General features: G+C 71.7%; 22 protein-coding genes. 11 read left to right on the plus strand and 11 right to left on the minus strand.

The window, feature by feature from the left end; all coding sequences use genetic code 11:
- The first annotated feature begins 61 nt into the window (after window positions 1-61).
- Together BLR04_RS07690 and BLR04_RS07695 are read left to right on the plus strand one after the other, a co-directional pair.
- Window positions 62-688, plus strand: coding sequence for an ACT domain-containing protein (locus BLR04_RS07690; RefSeq protein ID WP_090761135.1), 627 nt, complete (start codon window positions 62-64; stop codon window positions 686-688).
- 58 nt (window positions 689-746) lie between these two features.
- A complete protein-coding gene (locus BLR04_RS07695; protein ID WP_090761137.1) occupies window positions 747-1,259 on the plus strand; it encodes a MaoC family dehydratase in 513 nt (170 codons plus the stop codon).
- Here the strand turns inward: BLR04_RS07695 and BLR04_RS07700 are convergent.
- Window positions 1,226-1,669: a zinc ribbon domain-containing protein gene (locus BLR04_RS07700; protein WP_245740092.1), complete on the minus strand. Its 444-nt coding sequence runs from the start codon at window positions 1,667-1,669 to the stop codon at window positions 1,226-1,228. The two genes, BLR04_RS07695 and BLR04_RS07700, sit on opposite strands and share 34 nt — an antisense overlap.
- Window positions 1,670-1,835: 166 nt before the next feature.
- On the opposite strand from BLR04_RS07700, the gene BLR04_RS07705 reads away from it, so the two are divergent.
- Window positions 1,836-2,999, plus strand: coding sequence for an acyl-CoA dehydrogenase family protein (locus BLR04_RS07705; RefSeq protein ID WP_090761139.1), 1,164 nt, complete (start codon window positions 1,836-1,838; stop codon window positions 2,997-2,999).
- A gap of 25 nt (window positions 3,000-3,024) precedes the next feature.
- On the opposite strand, the gene BLR04_RS07710 is transcribed toward BLR04_RS07705, so the two are convergent.
- Complete coding sequence (locus BLR04_RS07710; RefSeq protein WP_090761141.1) at window positions 3,025-4,032, minus strand: helix-turn-helix transcriptional regulator; 1,008 nt, start codon at window positions 4,030-4,032, stop codon at window positions 3,025-3,027.
- 98 nt (window positions 4,033-4,130) lie between these two features.
- Window positions 4,131-4,487: an ArsR/SmtB family transcription factor gene (locus tag BLR04_RS07715; RefSeq protein ID WP_090761143.1), complete on the minus strand. Its 357-nt coding sequence runs from the start codon at window positions 4,485-4,487 to the stop codon at window positions 4,131-4,133.
- A gap of 50 nt (window positions 4,488-4,537) precedes the next feature.
- On the opposite strand from BLR04_RS07715, the gene BLR04_RS07725 reads away from it, so the two are divergent.
- On the plus strand, window positions 4,538-5,704 hold the full coding sequence (locus tag BLR04_RS07725) for a cation diffusion facilitator family transporter (protein ID WP_245740093.1): 1,167 nt from the start codon (window positions 4,538-4,540) through the stop codon (window positions 5,702-5,704).
- A 132-nt stretch (window positions 5,705-5,836) separates the two neighbouring features.
- A complete protein-coding gene (locus BLR04_RS07730) occupies window positions 5,837-7,105 on the plus strand; it encodes an acyltransferase family protein (protein ID WP_245740094.1) in 1,269 nt (422 codons plus the stop codon).
- Window positions 7,106-7,278: 173 nt separating this feature from the next.
- On the opposite strand, the gene BLR04_RS07735 is transcribed toward BLR04_RS07730, so the two are convergent.
- The 5 genes from BLR04_RS07735 to BLR04_RS07750 form a co-directional block, all read right to left on the minus strand.
- Window positions 7,279-7,644, minus strand: coding sequence for a DUF1622 domain-containing protein (locus BLR04_RS07735; RefSeq protein ID WP_090761151.1), 366 nt, complete (start codon window positions 7,642-7,644; stop codon window positions 7,279-7,281).
- Between the two features lie 297 nt (window positions 7,645-7,941).
- Complete coding sequence (locus tag BLR04_RS07740) at window positions 7,942-8,781, minus strand: cytochrome c biogenesis CcdA family protein (protein ID WP_090761547.1); 840 nt, start codon at window positions 8,779-8,781, stop codon at window positions 7,942-7,944.
- 19 nt (window positions 8,782-8,800) lie between these two features.
- A complete protein-coding gene (locus BLR04_RS42255) occupies window positions 8,801-8,926 on the minus strand; it encodes a hypothetical protein (RefSeq protein ID WP_281191331.1) in 126 nt (41 codons plus the stop codon).
- Between the two features lie 57 nt (window positions 8,927-8,983).
- On the minus strand, window positions 8,984-9,394 hold the full coding sequence (locus BLR04_RS07745; RefSeq protein WP_090761153.1) for a redoxin domain-containing protein: 411 nt from the start codon (window positions 9,392-9,394) through the stop codon (window positions 8,984-8,986).
- A 186-nt stretch (window positions 9,395-9,580) separates the two neighbouring features.
- Window positions 9,581-10,033, minus strand: coding sequence for a hypothetical protein (locus tag BLR04_RS07750; RefSeq protein WP_143021981.1), 453 nt, complete (start codon window positions 10,031-10,033; stop codon window positions 9,581-9,583).
- 119 nt (window positions 10,034-10,152) lie between these two features.
- On the opposite strand from BLR04_RS07750, the gene BLR04_RS07755 reads away from it, so the two are divergent.
- A complete protein-coding gene (locus BLR04_RS07755) occupies window positions 10,153-11,343 on the plus strand; it encodes a CysS/YqeB C-terminal domain-containing protein (RefSeq protein WP_090761157.1) in 1,191 nt (396 codons plus the stop codon).
- Window positions 11,344-11,357: 14 nt separating this feature from the next.
- Here the strand turns inward: BLR04_RS07755 and BLR04_RS07760 are convergent, their stop codons facing one another.
- The 3 genes from BLR04_RS07760 to BLR04_RS07770 form a co-directional block, all read right to left on the minus strand.
- Window positions 11,358-11,969 (minus strand): DsbA family oxidoreductase, encoded by a 612-nt coding sequence (locus BLR04_RS07760; RefSeq protein WP_090761159.1) that lies wholly within the window; start codon window positions 11,967-11,969, stop codon window positions 11,358-11,360.
- Window positions 11,970-12,266: 297 nt separating this feature from the next.
- Complete coding sequence (locus BLR04_RS07765; RefSeq protein WP_090761161.1) at window positions 12,267-13,547, minus strand: ABC transporter ATP-binding protein; 1,281 nt, start codon at window positions 13,545-13,547, stop codon at window positions 12,267-12,269.
- 116 nt (window positions 13,548-13,663) lie between these two features.
- Window positions 13,664-14,404, minus strand: coding sequence for a hypothetical protein (locus BLR04_RS07770; RefSeq protein ID WP_218128758.1), 741 nt, complete (start codon window positions 14,402-14,404; stop codon window positions 13,664-13,666).
- Between the two features lie 110 nt (window positions 14,405-14,514).
- Between BLR04_RS07770 and BLR04_RS07775 the strand changes: the two genes are divergently transcribed.
- The 5 genes from BLR04_RS07775 to BLR04_RS07795 all read left to right on the plus strand — a co-directional run bounded on the left by BLR04_RS07775 (window position 14,515) and on the right by BLR04_RS07795 (window position 18,355).
- Window positions 14,515-15,540, plus strand: coding sequence for a LacI family DNA-binding transcriptional regulator (locus BLR04_RS07775; RefSeq protein ID WP_090761166.1), 1,026 nt, complete (start codon window positions 14,515-14,517; stop codon window positions 15,538-15,540).
- Entirely contained in the window at window positions 15,537-15,797 is a 261-nt protein-coding gene (locus tag BLR04_RS41255) for a hypothetical protein (protein ID WP_090761168.1), read from the plus strand. Before BLR04_RS07775 ends, BLR04_RS41255 begins: the two co-directional genes overlap by 4 nt.
- A 72-nt stretch (window positions 15,798-15,869) precedes the next feature.
- A complete protein-coding gene (locus BLR04_RS07785) occupies window positions 15,870-16,784 on the plus strand; it encodes a sugar kinase (RefSeq protein ID WP_090761170.1) in 915 nt (304 codons plus the stop codon).
- Between the two features lie 10 nt (window positions 16,785-16,794).
- A complete protein-coding gene (locus tag BLR04_RS07790) occupies window positions 16,795-17,415 on the plus strand; it encodes a bifunctional 4-hydroxy-2-oxoglutarate aldolase/2-dehydro-3-deoxy-phosphogluconate aldolase (protein WP_090761172.1) in 621 nt (206 codons plus the stop codon).
- 34 nt (window positions 17,416-17,449) lie between these two features.
- Window positions 17,450-18,355, plus strand: coding sequence for a D-isomer specific 2-hydroxyacid dehydrogenase family protein (locus BLR04_RS07795; RefSeq protein ID WP_090761175.1), 906 nt, complete (start codon window positions 17,450-17,452; stop codon window positions 18,353-18,355).
- Window positions 18,356-18,366 lie beyond the last annotated feature (11 nt).

Consider the following 18,366-nt stretch of genomic DNA (forward strand, 5'->3'; position numbering starts at 1 on the left):
TCCGTGGAACACGGAAGAAATCTTTTCACGGCACTGTGAGAGCCTCTGGAAAGGAGGCGCAATGCTGCTGCGACTGAGGGTTTCGTTGCCGGATCGGCCGGGAGGGCTCGGTCAGGTCGCCAGGGCCCTGGGCGCGCTCGGGGCGGACATCCTTCAGGTGACCGTCCTCGAACGCGAGGCCGGGCGGGCCATCGACGACTTCACCGTCACCTGGCCAGGGCCCGTGGCGCCGGCCGAGGCGCGTGAACGGCTGTCGTCGATTCCCGGCGTGCGCATCGAAGGCGTGTGGGCGACGAAGGAGACGCCCGGCTCGTCCGCCGACTACGACCTGCTCATGCATGTGGTCTCCGAGCCGTCACGGGGCTTCGCCACGCTGGTGGACGCGCTGCCCGGACTGTGCGGGGCGGAGTGGTCGGTGGCGGTGTCCGGCGGGTCCGTGTGGCACGCCTCGGTGGCCGCGCCGCCGGAGATGGAGCTGCCCGACGCGCCCCTGCGGGCCATCAGCCTGGACGGCAAGGAACACCGCCTGATGCTGCTGCCCGTGCTCGCGGCGGGGCTGCACGTGATCGTGGCCCGCGCCGAGGGCCCGGTCTTCCACCGCGCCGAGGTGGAACGCGCCGCGCGCATCGTCGACGTCGTCGCCCGACTGGCCGCCCAACCTGATCATTTGTCCGCCTCAGCCGATTGACCGGGAAAACGTCTGATCACTAACGTGGGCACTCTGATCGTGTGAACAGGAGCGGCCCGTGACCGTCCACGAACCACACCTGGGGCATCACTACGAGGACTTCGTGATCGGCGACGTCTATCAGCACCCGCTGGGGCGCACGATCAACGAAGCCGACAACACGTGGTTCACGCTGCTCACCATGAACACGAACCAGAACCACTTCAACGCCCACTTCGCGGCCCAGGCGCCCACCGGGAAGATCATCGTCAACTCCGGGCTCAGCGTGGCCATCGTGCTGGGCCTGTCGGTCATCGACATGAGCCAGACCGCGCTCATGAACCTCGGCTGGGACGCCATCAAGCTCACCCATCCGGTGTTCGTCGGCGACACCCTCTACGCCGAGTCGAAGGTGACCGCCAAGCGGGAGTCGAAGTCGCGGCCGTACGCGGGCATCGTCAGCTTCTACACGCGCGGGCTCAACCAGGACGGCGACGAGGTCATGTCGTGGACGCGGACCGTCATGGTCTACAAGCGCGACGCCCCGCACGACAAGGGCTACTTCCCGCAGGCCAGGACCGGCCCGCTCTGAACGGAGGTGACGCGGTTCTCCTTCGCGCAGTGCCCGCAGCGGGCGCAGGTGCGGGAGGTGTTGGCGGGGTTCACCGCTATCAGCTCTCGACCGGCGCTTTCAGCCTTGTGCGCGAGGACCGTCAGGAACACCCCCCAACCCGCATCCACGCTGTCGAACCAGCCGCGCCCCTCGAAACGGGGGAAGCCCGGCGTACGCCCGGCCTTGACCCGGTCGAAGAACGCGCGGAACGCCTTGTCGAGCCGCCGCAGTGTGGCCTGCTGGGAGGAGAACGACCACCGGCCCTGCCCGCCGGTGTCGTCGGCGCGGATGTGCTTCAACTCGGCCGACTGGTCTGCGTATCGGGGGTACTTCGGGCACCACACCACGTGGTATCCGAGGTCGTAGGCCGCGCCCGGGGAAGTGCGCACCCGGCGAGTCACACGATCACTATGACGGCGCCATCCATCTGACGTGCGATGAACGGAGATCTCCGATGCGCAGACCTGACAGGTCACTGCACGCTCGGGCCTTGACGGCCCTCCCGCTCCCGATTCCCCCGTCACCTCAAGGCGACGGTCCCCTCGGGAGGGTTTGATGGATTTCGAGCTGACCGAGGAGCAGAAGGACTTCCGCGCGGCGTTGCGGGCGTTCGTGGAGAAAGAGATCATCCCGGTGGCCACCGAGTGGGAGCACTCCGGCCGCTATCCCACCGAGATCGTCGACAAGATGAAGCAGATGGGGCTGTTCGGGCTGTCCGTGCCCGAGGAGTACGGCGGCCTCGGCGCCGACATGGTGTCGTTCGCGCTCGTCTTCGAGGAGATCGCACGCGGCTGGATGGGCGTCGCGGGCACCATCGGCTCCCACGCGCTGGCCTGCTGGATGATCGCGCGGCACGGCACTGACGAACAGAAGCGGGCCCACCTGCCCGACCTCGCCTCCGGCGCCCGCCGTACCGGGATCGCCCTGACCGAGCCGGGAGCCGGCACCGACCTGCAGGGCATCCAGACCCGCGCCGTACGCGACGCGGACCATTACATCGTCACCGGCACCAAGACGTGGATCACCAACGCCCGCCACGCCGACCCCCTGCCCGTGCTGGTCAAGACCAGCGTCGAGAAACCCGCGCACCGGGGCATGTCGGTGCTGCTGGTCGACCCGTCATCGCCCGGGTTCGGCATCAGCCGCGACCTGCCCAAGCTCGGCTACAAGGGCACCGAGACGTGCGAGGTGGTGCTCGACGAGGTGCGGGTGCCGGTGTCGGCGCTGCTCGGCGGCGTCGAGGGGCGCGGCATGCAGCAGGTGCTCGGCGGGCTGGAGATGGGCCGCATCAACATCGCCGCCCGCGCGGTCGGGGTCGCGCAGGCCGCCTACGACGCCGCGCTGGCGTACTCGCGCGAGCGCACCGCGTTCGGCCAGCCCATCTCCGACTTCCAGGCCATCCAGCTCAAGCTCGCCGACATGGCCACCGAGATCCAGGCCGCGCGGCTGCTCACGTACTGGGCCGCCTCCCAGGCCGACACGGGCAAGCGGGTGGACATGGAGGCAGGCATGGCGAAGTACTTCGCCTCCGAGGTGGCGCTGAAGGCGTCCCTGGAGGCGATGCGGATCCACGGCGGGTACGGCTACTCGCAGGAGTTCGTGGTGGAGCGGCTCTACCGGGACGCGCCGCTGATGGCGATCGGCGAGGGCACCAACGACGTCCAGCGCATGGTCATCGCGCGGGCGCTGGTCTCCGGCAAGGGCAGGATCGGCTGGTAGTCCAGGCCTTCGCAGGTCGGTCGGGTCAGTTCGTGTCGTCGTCGAGCCAGCCCCGGCGGGCCGCCTGGCGGGCGAGCTGGAAGCGGGTGCGGGCGCCGAGCCGTTCCATCAGGTTCTGCACCCGGCGGCGGAACGTGCGCTCGCTCAGCCCCAGCTCGCGGGCGATGGCGTCGTCGGGCACGCCGGTGGTGAGCAGCGCCAGGATGTGCCGCTCGGCGTCCGACGGCTGCTCGCCGGGCGCGGCCGGTCGGGCGCAGGCGCCGGTGTCGTCCAGCGCGAGGGGGAGCGAGACCCGCCACAGCGTCTCGAACAGCGCCGACAGGGCCGTCAGCAGCCCGGACGGGTGCACGATGACGGCGGTGTCGATCACTGTGGGCGCCGCCTGGAGCGGGACGATGCCGAGCCGGTCGTCCACGAGGACCATCTTCAGCGGCAGCTCGGGCAGCACGCGGTCGAGCGTGCCGCGGGCGGCGGCCGTCGAGATCTCGCCCCTGAGGCGTCCCAGCACCTCCAGGGACGTCTGCTCGTAGATCGTGCGGACGCTCCCGCCGCGCCGCAGCAGCAGGTCGCCGCTCGGCTCGACCTCCGGCGGGTTCGGTTCGGCCGCGTACGGGGGCTTGTCGAAGATCCGCAGCTCGGTGCGGGCGCCGCGCCGCGCCGTGTCGACCCGATCGCGTACGGCCTCGCGGCCGACCACCACCTCGACCAGCTGGTCGGGCGCCTGCCTGGACGTGGCCTCGCGGAAGCGTTCTGACAGCTCCTTGGCGCGCAGGCGGGCGTTCTGGATCGCCTCCTCGCGGCGCAGCAGCAGGACGTCGAGCGCGCTGCTCGGATCGGCGGCGGCGAAGTGCCCGGGCCGGCCGCGCAGCCGGCGCGCGAGGCCGAGCCGCTCCAGGTCGGAAAGGGCGGCGCGCACCTGCTGCTCGGGCAGGCCGGTGACCGCGGACAACTCGGCGGCGTCGGACGAGCGGGAGCCCACCAGAACCTCGTAGACCCACTCCATCTCAGCCCCGAGGCCGACCACCTCCAGCACCCCAACCTCCCGAAACGATCTCAGGGGAGTGTAGACCTCGACCGCGAGCCCTGAGCACCGGGTCAGTCCCGGGGCGTCCGGAGGCCTGAGCGTGTGGGTCAGTCGTGCCGGGGACGTCCGGAGATCTCGTGGTCGGCGTGCGAGACGGCCTCGGCGATGAGCGCGCGCACGTGGGAGTCGCGCGCGCGGTAGAGGACGCGCCGGCCGTCCCTGCGGGTCGTCACCAGACCGGCGAGCCGCAGCTTGGCGAGGTGCTGCGACACGGATGGGCGCGGCGCGCCGACGGCGGTGGCAAGCGTGTTCACATCCTGCTCGCCGGACGACACCAGCCACATCAGCCGCAAACGGGTGCCGTCGCTCAGCATGCGGAAGGCGTTGACCGCCGCCTCCACCTGAGCGGGAGTGGGTTGCTCCTGCGAGGGGGTGGCACGTGAGACGTTGTCGCGTGCGTACATAACTACATATCCTGCTCAAAAGGGGCCATTCACGCAAGTGAGGAACGACCATGCCCGAGCAGAACCCTCACGCCCACAACAACCCCCCACCCCACACCAACCACCGACCGCCTGACCCCCGTGCCATCGCCCCCGAGCACGAGCACGCTCCCGGCCCCGAGCACGGCCACGCCCACAGCCCCGCCCAGGGGCACGGCCATGGGCACGGGCATGGGGGAGAGGCGGGGTGGGTCAGGCGGGCGGTCGGATGGGTGGCGCATGGTGTTGCTCCGCACAGCCATGACAGCACCGGCAGGACCGATGGAGTTCTGGAGTCGAGTGGTCGAGGGCTGCGTGCGGTCGCGGTCTCGTTCGCGGTGCTCATGGTCACCGCGGCCGTGCAGGCGGTCATCGTCCTCGCGTCGGGCTCGGTCGCGCTGCTCGGCGACACGCTGCACAACCTGGCCGACGCCCTCACCGCCGTCCCGCTGGCCGTGGCGTTCTCGCTGGGCCGCCGCGCGGCGACCCGCCGGTTCACCTACGGGTACGGCCGCGCCGAGGACCTCGCGGGCATCGTCATCGTGGCGCTCATCGCCGCCTCGGCCGCCTTCGCCGGGTACGAGGCCGTCCAGCGGCTCCTCGACCCGCAGGAGATCAGGGCGGTGGGATGGGTGGCCGCCGCGGCGCTGATCGGGTTCGCGGGCAACGAGTGGGTGGCCCGCTACCGCATCAGCGTGGGCCGGCGGATCGGCTCGGCGGCGCTCGTCGCCGACGGCCTGCACGCCCGCGCCGACGGGTTCACGTCGCTCGCCGTACTGCTGGGGGCGGGGGGTGCGGCGCTCGGCCACCCGATCGCCGACCCGATCGTGGGCCTGCTCATCACGGTCGCCATCTGCTTCGTCCTGCGCGACGCCGCCCGCGAGATCTGCCGCCGCCTGATGGACGCGGTCGACCCGGCCCTCGTGGACCAGGCAGAACGTGTCCTCGCGACCGTGGCGGGCGTGCGCCGCGTGGGGGCCGTACGGCTGCGGTGGATCGGCCACGCCCTGCACGCGGAGGTCGAGGTGCTCGTCCGGCACGACGTGTCCGTCGTGGAGGCGCACGGGGTGGCGGTGGAGGCGGAACACCGTCTCATCCACGACCTGCCGCGCCTGAGAGCCGCCACGGTCCACACCGATCCTGATGGCCCCACCGGCACCGACCACCACGCCCGCCTGGCCGACCACCGCCACCCATGACTCAGGACGCGCCTGCCCCGAAGTCGGCTCCAGAGCGCTGACGTGGGTGGACGTCGGAGTTCGCCCGCTTCATGTCGGGGGGAAATGGGGTGGGCGGGGCATGATTCGCCGTGGACGGGTAGGTTGGGGCGGGTGTCTTCCGCCGCACGGCCCCCCGTGCCGTCCCCCGTCTCCACTTCCCGCCTGGCCTGGCTGGACGCGTTGCGTGGCATCGGAGCCATGGCCGTCGTGGTCGAGCACACCCTGCCCTGGTACCTGCCGAGCCTGCGCTTCTACTGGTTCAACCCGGGCGTCTACGGGATCCTCGTCTTCTTCCTGGTCAGCGGCTACATCATCCCCGCCTCGCTGGAACGCCGCGGCGACGTGCGCGCGTTCTGGATCAGCCGGTTCTTCCGCCTCTACCCCCTCTACCTGGCCGTCATCGCCGTGATGCTGGCGCTCGCGTGGTGGGTGCCGGTGCGCGAGGCCGTGGTGCGCGACGGCAGCGCGGTGGCCGCGCACGCGACCATGCTGCTCGACGTCGTCAGCGTCGGCGGCATCGCCGACACCATGTGGACGCTCTCGTACGAGATGGTCTTCTACCTCGTCGTCACGGCGCTGTTCCTGACGCGCGGGCACGAGCGCAGCGGGACGCTGGCGATGGCGTTCGCGGCGGCGGCCGTGGTGGTCGGGCTGCTGTCGTCGGGCGCGCTCCTGCAGGGCGGCTGGCTGGCGTACGCGTCGGGCGTGATCTTCGTGTGCGGGCTCGCGTGCGTGGTGTGGGGCAGGTTCCGTACGGTCGCCGCCGTCGTGCTCGGCGTCATGGCGGTGACGCTGCTGGCCATGGGCAGCCGGGTGCCGTGGCTGGGGCTGGCGATCGTCGCGGTGATGTTCGCCGGTACGGCGATCTACCGGTGGGAGCGCGGCACCGGTCCGCTCTGGCCGGTCGCGGTGACCGCCGCGCTGGTCGCCGCCGCGCCGGTGTGGGCGATCATGAATGGCTGGTGGTGGGTGCGCGCCGACGTGTGGGTGACCACGACGGCGCTGGCGGGGGCCACGTTCGCGGGTGCGATGGCGCTGCGCGGGCGGCGGCTGCCCAAGGTGGTCGTGTGGCTCGGGCTCATCAGCTATTCGCTCTACCTGGTGCACCACCCGGTGCTCAAGTACGTCGTGGCGATCACCGGAGACCTGCGCTCCCGGGAGCTGGCGTACCAGCTGGCCATGACCGGGCTGGCGCTCGTCGTGACCATGGTCCTCAGCGCGCTCGCCTACCGCTACATCGAGAAACCCCTGCAGGCCATGGGCCGCCGGCTCTCCCGCCGCCTCGCGGCTCCGCCGCCTCGCGGCTCCGCCGCCGCTGGGGCTGCCGCCCGGTGCCCGGGGCGGGATCCCGGATGGGGGTTCGCGCGTTCACGGCTCTGACGTCGCGGTGTGATCAGGCGAATCCGGCTGGTACGCGTGGACATGCGGAGCCGGACCGGCCGCCAGTGGAGTCGCCGCTCGTGACCTCCTCGCAGTGCGGTGCTCTGCTGCTACCGCGGCCTGGGTGATGACGGTACCGCCAAGGCCGTCCACGACCCGGGCGGTCGGCGACGTCAGGGCCGCTGCTGCGGACGTGGCTGCCAGGGCAGCCGGTTCTCCAGCTCCACCTCCAGGGAGAAGCTGAGGAAGGTGCGGACCACGACGATGAGTGCGAGCACGCCGACACCCGTGAAGGTGGGCGCCACGGCCACAGTCCGGATGATGTCTCCGGCGACGAGGAACTCCAGCCCCAGCAGGATGGCCCTGCCGAGCCCTTGCCGATACGCCCGGTAGCCGTCGTGGAAATCACCCCGCCGTCGTATGCTCCTGACACTGAAGAGAACGGTCGCCGCCAGCGCACCCAGCACGATGATGGCGACCCCGGCGAGATCCACCGCCTGGCCGACCGCTTCGACGACGTTCGCGAAGTCCGTGTTCACGTGGCCCCTCCGGCAGGCGTCCGTTGTCCCCGCGGCCCCCGGGCTGGTGCTTACTCCCGAACCTTCGAGGATGGCGTCATGGATGTCATCCGCCGCGCATCGTCGCGGACGGTCGATCCGGCGACATCGCGAGCGCCCAGGCACCTCGCTCACTTGTGTCACAGCGTTCAGGTCCAATACCCGCCGGAGTCGATGGACTCACTGCGAGGCCTCTGGAGCCGCCTTCGCCTGCGGCTGGACGACCCTGACCTGCCGGAGCACGGCAGCCGGTCCTTTTCGGCGCGGCGGCCGCCGGCCTCAGCGAGCTCGGCTGCGACGCGCCATACGCAAGGCCAGAGCCGCCAGACCCATGAGGACGAGCACGACGCCGATCCACCCGGGGCCGAGCCGAGCGACCCAACCGGCGACGGCCGCCTGCACGGCGGTCGCGGCACCCACGATCGGGTCGTCGGCATCCGCACCGGCGAAGACGCGCAGCTCGTACCAGCCGTAATACAACACGTACAGGCCCGCGAGGGTCAGCAGGGCACCGCTGGTCCTGGACACGTACGGCAGCAGGCGCCGCAACCGGGCCACGACGGCGGCGCGGGCGACCGCCACCGCCAGCGACAGCGCTGCGATGACCGAACCCATGCCGAGCGCGTAGGTGGCGAACGCCGCCATCCCGCCGGCCATCCCGCCGCCGGACAGCCCGGCCGACACGACCGCAAGGAACGGCCCGACGGTGCAGGACAAGGAGGCCGACGCATAGGACACGCCATAGCCGTACAGGGAGAGCGGCGAGGTGGTCGGGCGGCCGGTGGCCAAGCCCGGCAGGCGCAGCAGCAGCTCACGGCCGGACAGCAACCACAGGCCGAGCCCGACCAGGATCGCGCCGATGACCAGGGTCGCCCACGGCAGTTGGCCGCCCACCGACACCGCGAGCACGGTCACGACAGAACCGAACAGGCCGAAGACCGTGACGAACCCCGCGGTCATCGCCGCCGACAGGACCAGCGCCCGGCGGAGGGGACCAGCTCCCTGATCGTTGATGAGCAAGGTGAGGTATGCCGGCAACATGGCGAAGCCACACGGATTGAACGCGGCCACCATGCCGGCGGTGAGCGCCAAGGCGAGCGGTGCCTCGGCGACGCCCATGCCGAAGGACATGGTTCGGCTACCGGCCGAGCAGCGTGCGAAGGTGCTCGTTCAGCGTCTCCCTGCTGAGCGGGCCGGAGGCCTTCTCCATGGAACCGTCCGGTTTCATGAACACGAAGGTGGACTGCTCGCTGACGCCGAGCATCGTCCACACCGCGCCCTTGGTGTCCGACAGGTGCAGAAGGTTCCCGGTCCCTGTGCGCTAGACGAACTCCTTCATCGCCGCCTCGGTGTCCAAGCCGGCGACCCCGACGAACGCGACATCACCGTGCTGCGCGGCCGCTGCCTTGACGGTGGGCGCCTCCGCGCGGCATTTGGGACACCACGGCGCCCAGAACCAGAAGGCGATGGGCCTGCCCGCCAGACTCTCGCCCCGGAAGGTCTGTCCATCCAGCGTCCGTGTGGTGAACCGCAGCGCGGCGGGCGCCGCAGCCTTGCCCGCCTTCGATGAGCTCGGTGAGTGCGATGGGGACTGTGCCGGTGCGAAGGTGGCCGTGCCTGCCGTGCCTGCCGTGGCGGTCGTGGACCCGGCCTCGTCCTGCCTTGTGGGGCCACACGCGACCGCCAGCAGGGCGATCGCCGTCGTCGCTGCCGCGGTTCGTAAGTCGCTCATGCCTGCCACCCTAGAAGCGCTCTCGTGCGCCACTCCTTACAAGGCGATGACGGTGACGGCACCGCCCAGCCCGTCCCCCGTGAGTCGGTGGAGGGCTTGGGCGCCTGGATTCCGGTCGGCGGACACAGGTCCGCCAGCAGCAAAGCACCGCGACGGGATGGGGAACCTGGTCACGGCCGCGCCCTCTCAGACCGGCTCGGTGACCGGCTGCAGGGCGCGGGCGAGGCCCGGGTGGCCGGCGAGCGCGCGTGACACGACGGGGTCCTCGGCCATGAGGAAGGCGAGGTGCCTGACCGCGTGCGCGACCACGTTGGCGAGCGCGAGGTGCTCGGGCGACGGCGCCGCGGGCCTGTCGCCACGGGCGATGTCGAGCACCGGCACCTCGGTCGCGGGCAGCCACGGCGCCGGGTCGGGGCACACCGCGTAGGTCAGCACGATCGTCCCGCCGGGCTCGTGCCGCCAACTGGTGGAGTGGACGACCGTGCCGGGGTCGCCGGCCGGGACGCCGGACAGCCTGCGGGCCGTACCGTCGGGCGTTTCCCCGGGCATGGGCGGGGCGGCGGCATGCCGGTAGGACCAGCGGCCGTCGGTGGCCACCCGTAGCATGAGGGTCTCGACGCGGACCACGAGTCCTTCCACCGCCACCAACTTACTGCCAACGATGTGCAGGTACGTACGCCAAGCATATGTGTCACGCTCTTGAACGTCGCGAGCGGCCGGGTTGTGATCGATGGGGTGCGAGAGAGGGGCCGACAGCCATGCCCGGTTCGCTGGTGCTGATGGGTTCGGGCGAGACGAGCCCGACCATGGTCGAGATCCACCGCGCCGCCGCGCGGACCTTGCGGCCGGGGGCGCGGGCGGTGCTGCTCGACACGCCGTACGCCTTCCAGGAGAACCGCGCCGACATCTCGGCCCGCGCCTGCCGCTACTTCGCGCGCAGCGTCGGCCTCGACGTCGAGGTCGCCGCGGGCATCACGGGCGCCGACTGGGTGTTCTCCGGCCCGGGCAGCCCCACGTACGCGCTCGACCGGTGGGCCGGCTCAGGGGTGGCCGGAGACCTGCGCGCCCGGATCAGGGCCCGCGAGGGCGTGACCGTGCTCGCCTCCGCGGCCGCCTGCACGGCGGGGCTGGCCACGGTGCCGGTGTACGAGATCTACAAGGTCGGCGCCGAGCCCCACTGGCGCGAAGGGCTCGGCCTGCTGGAGTCGCTCGGCCTGCAGGCCGTGCTCATTCCGCACTATGACAACGCCGAGGGCGGCACCCACGACACCCGCTTCTGCTACCTCGGCGAGCGCCGCCTGGCGCGGATGGAGCGCGAGCTGCCCCCCGGCACGGCCGTGCTCGGCCTCGACGAGCACACCGCCCTGGTGATCGACCTGGAGAGCGAGTCGGTACGCGTGTCGGGCCGCGGCGGCCTGACCGTGCGCCGTCCGGGCAGCCAGGTGTTCCTGCCGTCCGGCACCGGCACCGACCTCGCCGGGCTGCGCCGCCTCGCGGAGGGCGCGGCGGGAGCGGCGCCGCCGCCGCGGCCGGCGCCGGAGCAGGCCGCCGAAGCCGAGGCCACCCTGGAGGAGTCGATCGGCGCGTGCGAGAAGCTGTTCGGCGCGGCGGTCGCCCGGCCCGACCCCGTGGCGGCCGCGCAGGTGGTGCTCGACCTCGAGGCCGAGATCGTCAGGTGGGCCGCCGACACCGAGGAGGACTCCGGCGGCGTCGAGCAGGCCCGTGAGCTGCTGCGGCTGCTGGTCGCCCGGCTCGGCGAGCTGGCGGCGGCCGAGGCCCGCCGCTCCCGCAGTCTGCCGGCCCTGGTGGAGCCGCTGCTCGCGCTGCGCGCCGACCTGCGCTCCCAGGGCCGTTACGAGGTGGCCGACGCGTTGCGCGCGGCCCTGCACAGCGGCGGCATCACCGTCGAGGACACCCCCGACGGCTCCCGCTGGTCCCTCGTCCCCTGAGCGGTGCGCGTCCGTCAGCCGGCGGCGTCCCGCACGGTGCGGGCGCTGATCTTCTCCGCCAGGCGTTCGAACTCCGACTGCGGGAGCAGCCCCGACACCAGTTCTCCGGCGATGAGCCAGCTGGGCGTGGCCCGCACGCCGTACCGCGCGCCGAGCGCCTCGGCTTCCGCGACGGACGTGTACGCGGCGGCCGAGGCGAGCGCGGCGCGCAGTTCGGCGACGTCCACGCCGGACTCGATCGCGTGCCGCTCGATCACGGACTGCTCGCCGAGGTCCTCACCGAGCACGTAGCGCGCGGCGAACAACCGCCTGGTGAAGAGGCACGACAGGTCGGGACGGTTCAGGCGGACCCACTCGGCCGCGGCGAGCGCCGTCCGGGTGCTGGGCAGGCGCCGCGGCCACGTCAGCGGGAGGCCGGCCGCCGCGGCTTCGTTCCGGAGCGCCACGTGCACGTCGCTGACGCGCGGACCGGCCTCCATGCCCTCGGGCGGGATCTCGGGATGAAGCTGGAACGGCAGGTGGACGACCTTCAGGCCGCGGCTCTCGAGGATGTCGCAGCGCTGCTGCCCCACGTAGCAGAAGGGGCAGGTGAAGTCGAACCAGTGCAGGATGCGGATCGGTTCCACGTCAACTCCTCGCCTTCCTGGGCGGGCGGGCCGCCGAGGCGAGCGGCACCGGCCATGACGTCATGAAGGCTGCACCGGTGGAGCATGTCCTGCCCCCAGCCGGCCGTGGCGCCGCGCGTGGCCCCATGGCCACGTGGCCGATCCGGTCGACGGGGACGACCCGTCGAGCTGAGGCGTTCACCTGTTATGCCTTCTTTACCATACGGTTATTGTCTGTAACTTGATACAGTACCCCTTTTGTTCGGCGCTGGTCTGCCGGGTGGGCCCATTACGGTTGCAGGCTTTTTTGTCACCATTTCAACGACGTGGCGGGTCGACGCGGGTGCCGTCCAGGTTGAAGAGCATGATGCGGGAAAGGTCCACCGCGACCTTGGCGGCGTCCCCCGCGCGCCAGACGGGCCGACCGCCCAGGCGGACGACCAGGTCGGCGCGGCGATGGACGCCGGCGTCCGGGTGCCGGCCCACCCGTTCCTGCTCCGGATGTTCCTCCTGCCAGCCGAACAGCCGCCGCACCAGGCCGGGCAGCCCGCCGGGTGCCTCGCCGTCCTGGGCGGCGCGGGCGCGCGGGTCAGGGGGCTCGGGCACGGGCACGTGCGGGATCCCGCAGTCCACGTACGCCAGCCAGTCGTGCCCGTGGTACTCCAGCGCCCGCACCCGCCCGTAGAACGACGGCCCCTCGTACGACTCCGGTACCGGTGCCAGCCCGTCGGGCCGCAGGCCGACGAGCACCTGACCGCCGGTGTGCTGCGAGATCGCGTACGCCCGGGGGTCGCTCCACGGCAGGGTCAGCTGGTGCGGCCCGAAGTCCAGCAGCACGTACTGGTTCTGCGGCGTCCTGACCTCGGCCGCGAGCAGGTTCAGCTGCTGGGAGTTGAGGAAGGCGGCGACGAACGCCGTCGCCGGGTCGTTGTAGATCTGGGCGGGGGTGCCGACGTCCTGCAGCACGCCCCGGTTGAGTATCGCGATCCGGTCGGCCAGGGTGAGCGCCTCGACCTGGTCGTGCGTGACGTAGATGGTGGTGACGCCGAGCGACCTGACCAGGGCCGAGATCTCCATCCGCAGCTCGGTGCGCATGCCCGCGTCGAGGTTGGACAGCGGCTCGTCCATGAGGAACAGCCGCGGCCGGCGGACGATCGCCCGGCCCATCGCCACGCGCTGGCGCTGACCGCCGGACAGCGTGCCGGGCCGCCGGTCGAGCGTCTCGTCGATGTGCAGCGCCTTCGACAGTTCGGTGACGCGTTCCCGCACCATCGCGGGGTCGGCCTTGGCGATCTCCAGGGGGAAGGCGATGTTGCCGCGTACGGTCCTGTGCGGGTAGAGGGCGCCGTTCTGGAACACCATGGCGACGTCGCGGTCGCGCGGCGCGAGGTGGTTGGCGACCTGGCCGTCCAGCCACAACGACCCCTCGGTGATGCCCTCCAGGCCCGCGATCATGCGGAGCAGCGTGGACTTCCCGCATCCTGAAGGCCCCAGGAGGACGAGGAACTCGCCGTCGTCCGCATGCAGGCTGAGACGGTCCACGGCGAGGAAGTCGCCCGGATAAACCTTGGTCACTTTGTCGAGTACGACCGAACTCATGGGCCCACACCTTGCGCAAGTGTCACCTGGGAATGGAGAGGTAGTACATCGCGGTACAAGACGACATGTCCACCCTCCCTATGAAGAACGCAATTCAGGACAATTTCGGGCAGCAATTACGGCCAGAGCGCAGGTGTGTCGAGAACGATCACACGACATCCTTCGCCGTCCAGCCTGTCGCCTTCGACGCCGACCCCCGTGGCCATCTCGATGAAGGCGAACGCCGCGCTCTGTCTGCCGACGAGATCCTCGCGGTCGAGGCCGTCGAGCATGACGGGGAAATCAGCGAATATTTCCGGCACGTCATCGATCTGTTGACCACGGACGTAATTGTCAATCCGTGCCCGAATCCTGCCACCGCCCGCGTAGGCGATCGTCGATGTCCGGTTGAACCCCCATGACGTCGTCCACACCCGGGCGTCCTCGCTGAGCGCGGCGAGGAGTTCGTCGGGCAGGGAGTCGCCGAACCTGCCCTCCAGGAACCCGTACGCGCCGTCGCCCTCGAAGACGTACAGCAGGGCGAGGTCCTCGTCCATGGCCACCTCCATGGGGTCGTCCATGACGCGTTCTTCCGGGTCGCGCCCGCTGTTCAGCCGCCACAGGAGGTCGTCGAGAGCGATCCCCTCGTCGAGGGGTTGCACCACGGTCCAGCAGAGACTGTCCGTGAGCCACGAGTGCTGCCGGAAGAGAGCGCGGTAGTGATCGATCACCTGGTCATGATGGCGCGATATTTCACGACTCAAGAGGCCTGGAAGGTCTTGCGTAAAGTTGCGGCAATAGCTTTCATGGTCGGGACGCGCGACGAGAGGGGCACGATGACCGGCCGACGGCGGATCGCGAAGACCGAACAGCCCCACAACCCCGGCCCTTCGAAGGAACCACTCGCCGACCACCCGCCCGCCGCACACGGCCTCGGCCCGTCCGCGACAGCCGGGGTGGGCCTTCGGTGGAAAGTAAAGTGTGGGGCATGAACGGTAACGCTCGCCTCGCCGACATCGCCGCCCAGGCCGGGGTGAGTGAGGCCACCGTCAGCCGGGTGCTCAACGGCAGGCCCGGCGTCTCGGCCACCACCCGCCAGGCCGTGATGACCGCGCTCGACCTCATGGGCTACGAGCGCCCGTCCCGGCTGCGTCAGCGCAGCAACGGCCTCGTGGGCCTGGTGACGCCCGAGCTCGACAACCCGATCTTCCCCGCGTTCGCGCAGGCCATCGAGAAGGCGCTGACCCAGCACGGCTACACGCCCGTGCTGTGCACCCAGCTGCCCGGCGGCGCCCCCGAGGACGAGTTCACCGAGTTACTGGTCGACCGCGGCGTGAGCGGCATCGTGTTCGTGTCCGGCCTGCACGCCGACACCACCGCCCGGATGGACCGCTACACCCGCCTCGCCGACCGCGGGCTGCCGATCGTGCTCGTCGACGGCTACAACGAGGGCGTCGACGCCCCCTTCATCTCGCCCGACGACCGCCTCGCCGCCCGCCTGGCCGTGCAGCACCTCGTCGACCTCGGCCACGAGCGCATCGGCATCGCGGTCGGGCCGCGCCGGTTCGTCCCCGTGATCAGGAAGATCGAGGGGTACAAGCAGGCCATGGCACAACTGCTGGGAGCCTCCGACGTCGACGAGCTGATCTCCCACTCGCTGTTCTCCGTCGAGGGCGGGCAGGCGGCCGCCGCGCAACTGCTGCTGCGCGGCTGCACCGGCATCGTGTGCGCGAGCGACCTCATGGCGCTCGGCGCGATCCGCGCCTGCCGCGAGAAGGGGCTGTCGGTGCCGGGCGACGTGTCCGTGGTCGGGTTCGACGACTCGCCGCTCATCGCGTTCACCGACCCGCCGCTGACCACGGTGCGCAAGCCGATCGGCGCGATGGCATCGGCCGCGGTGCAGACGCTGCTCGAGGAGGTCAACGGCGCTCCCGCGCGGCACGTCGAGCTCATCTTCCAGCCGGAGCTGGTCGTCCGAGGGTCCACGGGCTCGGGGCCGCTGGTCAACCGGTGACGTACGACGTCCTCGTCCTGGGTGGCGCGGGGGTCGACACGACCGTGCGGGTGCCGGGGCTGCCGCTGCCGTACCGCTGCTCCTACCACGTGCCCCGGCGGGCACCCGGCATCGTGCGCGACGGACGCGCCCGCACCGTCGTGTCCACGCGCGGCGCGGACGGCTGTCTCGTGCCCGGGGCGCACGCCTGCACGGTCGCGGGCACGCACGAGTCGCCCATCACGGAGGACCTGCTCCTCGCCCGTACCTCCGGGTAACCCACCACAAAGGCCATTTAGTACGCTTTTCCGCGTCTGCCTGGCAGAACGCCCGAGCGAGGAGTGCGAGCTGTGACCGTCGTCGTGTGCGGTGAGGCGATGCTGCTGATGCTGGCCGAGCCCGGCATCCCCTTGGAGCGGGCCACCGCGTTCCGCCGCTCCGTCGCAGGCGCGGAGAGCAACGTGGCCGCCGGACTCGCCCGCCTCGGACATGACGCGCGCTGGATCGGCCGCCTCGGGGCCGACCCCGCGGGCCGCTCGGTGCTCGCCATGCTGCGCGCCGACGGCATCGACACCCGCCACGCCGTCGTCGACCCCGACGCGCCCACCGGCCTGCTCGTCCGCGACAGCCACCCGTCGCGGGCGATCGACGTGCAGTACTACCGCGCCGGCTCGGCCGCGTCGCGGCTCGCCCCCGACGAACTGTCGCCCGAGATGCTGGACGGCGCCCGCGTCGTCCACGTCACCGGCATCACGCCGATGCTGTCCGATTCGGCGCACCGGGCCACGCTGCGCCTGTTCGACCTCGCCCGCGAGGTGGGCGCGCTCGTCTCGTTCGACCCGAACATCCGCCTCAAGCTCGGCGCCCCCGAGCAGTGGCGCGAACGCGTCGCGCCACTCCTCGGCCGCGCCGACGTCGTCCTCGCGGGGGAGGACGAGCTGGAACTGCTCGGCGTCGACCCCGCCGCGCTCGGCGGGCCGGCGGTCGTCAAGCGGCGCGACAAGTCGGCGACGCTGGGCGAGCTGCGGCAGGAGGCGTTCCCGGTGCCGATGGTCGATCCCGTGGGTGCCGGTGACGCGTTCGCCGCCGGGTTCCTGTCGGGGCTGCTGCGCGGCGAGCCGTACGAGATCTGCCTGCGCGAGGCCGCCGCGGTGGCGGCGCTCGTGGTGCAGTGCGTCGGCGACACCGAGGGGCTGCCCGACCGGGCCGGGCTCGATCGGGCACTGGCCGGCTTCGCCGAAGCCGGGGAGACCGTACATCGTTGAGGGAGTAGTCGTGTATCGCTGGGAGACCGTCCAGGCAGTGACCGGCCAGCGCGTGTTCGGGATCGTGCGGAGCGCGAGCCCGGACGAGGCGGTGTCCGCCGCAGAGGCCGTGCTGGACGCCGGGCTGCGCGCCGTCGAGGTGGCGCTGACCACGCCCCGCGCCCTCACCGCCATCGCCCGGCTCACCGAGCAGCACCCGCAGGCGATCGTCGGCGCGGGAACCGTGCTGGATGCCGCCGCCGCCCGTGCGGCCGTCGAGAACGGCGCCCGCTTCCTGGTCGCGCCCAACCTGAACCCCGAGGTGATCCGCGCGGGCCACCGCTACGGCGTTCCCGTCTTCCCCGGCGTGTCCACTCCGAGCGAGATCATGCGCGCCCTGGAGGAGGGCGCCGACGCCGTCAAGATCTTCCCGGTGTCGGAGCTGTCGCCGTCCTGGCTGCGTGACCTGCGCGTCGCGCTGCCCCAGGTCCCGGCGATCCCCACCGGCGGCGTGACGATCGACACCGCGCCGGAGTGGATCGCGGCGGGCGCGGTCGCGTGCGGCATGGGCTCGGCCCTGACCTCGGGCGGCGCGCAGGCGGCCGGCGAGCGCGTCGCCAAGCTGCTGGACACGCTCGCCCAGGCCCGTTGACCGCACCACCCACCCGACCACGAGGAGACCAGGCATGACCGTCGCCGTCCACGTCGGCCCCGAGCCGTCACCCGCCCTCGACGACGCCGTACGCCGGGGCGGCGGGCGCGTCGCACCCCTGCAGGAGGCCGAGGCGATCGTCTACCACGGCGGCGGCGCCGCCGAGCGGCTGCGTTCCATGCTGCACGAGGGCATCCGCTGGGTGCAGCTCCCGAGCGCGGGCGTCGAACGGTGGGTGGACGCCGGCGTCGTCACCCGTCACCCCGTCTTCACCGCCGCCACCGGCGCGTACGGACCTCAGGTGGCCGAGCACGCGCTGGCCCTCATGCTGGCCGCGGCGCGCGGCCTGCACCGGGCGGCCAGGGCCACGACCTGGGGCGCCACCAGGTCGGTGGAACTCGCCGGCTCGACCGTCGCGATCGTCGGCTGCGGCGGCATCGGGCGGGCCCTGATCCGGCTGCTGGAGCCGTTCGGGTGCACGATCGTGGCCGTCACCGACCGCGGCGAGGTGCCCGGCGCCGCCCGCGTGCTGCCGCGCGCCCGCTACCGCGAGGCGCTGCCCGACGCCGCGTACGTGGTCGTCGCCGCGCCCGCCACGCCCGGCACCCGTGGCATGTTCGGCGCCCACGAGTTCGGCCTCATGCGCGAGGACGCGTGGCTGGTGAACATCGCGCGCGGCAGCCTCGTCGTCACAGGCGACCTGGTGGACGCGCTGCGTGCGGGCCGGATCGGCGGGGCGGCGCTCGACGTCACCGACCCCGAGCCGCTGCCCGACGGCCATCCGCTGTGGGAGCTGGAGAACGTCCTCATCACCCCGCACACCGCGAACCCGTACCCGGCCTACTGGCGCGCGCTGACCGAACGCGTCACCGAGAACGTCAGGCGCTTCGCCGCCGGGGAGCCGCTCGACGGGGTCGTCTCCCCGGAACAGGGCTTCTAGGAACAGGGCTT

Source organism: Nonomuraea maritima (assembly GCF_900100395.1).
Lineage (GTDB): Bacteria > Actinomycetota > Actinomycetes > Streptosporangiales > Streptosporangiaceae > Nonomuraea > Nonomuraea maritima.

Coding starts and splice junctions, on each gene's coding strand:
- BLR04_RS07745 (WP_090761153.1), bottom strand. CDS start 9,394: ATGAGCGACTTACGAACCGCGGCAGCGACGACGGCGATCGCCCTGCTG.
- BLR04_RS42255 (WP_281191331.1), bottom strand. CDS start 8,926: ATGCTCGGCGTCAGCGAGCAGTCCACCTTCGTGTTCATGAAACCGGAC.
- BLR04_RS07765 (WP_090761161.1), bottom strand. CDS start 13,547: ATGAGTTCGGTCGTACTCGACAAAGTGACCAAGGTTTATCCGGGCGAC.
- BLR04_RS07795 (WP_090761175.1), top strand. CDS start 17,450: ATGACCGTCGCCGTCCACGTCGGCCCCGAGCCGTCACCCGCCCTCGAC.
- BLR04_RS07740 (WP_090761547.1), bottom strand. CDS start 8,781: ATGGGCGTCGCCGAGGCACCGCTCGCCTTGGCGCTCACCGCCGGCATG.
- BLR04_RS07775 (WP_090761166.1), top strand. CDS start 14,515: ATGAACGGTAACGCTCGCCTCGCCGACATCGCCGCCCAGGCCGGGGTG.
- BLR04_RS07690 (WP_090761135.1), top strand. CDS start 62: ATGCTGCTGCGACTGAGGGTTTCGTTGCCGGATCGGCCGGGAGGGCTC.
- BLR04_RS07755 (WP_090761157.1), top strand. CDS start 10,153: ATGCCCGGTTCGCTGGTGCTGATGGGTTCGGGCGAGACGAGCCCGACC.
- BLR04_RS07705 (WP_090761139.1), top strand. CDS start 1,836: ATGGATTTCGAGCTGACCGAGGAGCAGAAGGACTTCCGCGCGGCGTTG.
- BLR04_RS07725 (WP_245740093.1), top strand. CDS start 4,538: ATGCCCGAGCAGAACCCTCACGCCCACAACAACCCCCCACCCCACACC.
- BLR04_RS07715 (WP_090761143.1), bottom strand. CDS start 4,487: ATGTACGCACGCGACAACGTCTCACGTGCCACCCCCTCGCAGGAGCAA.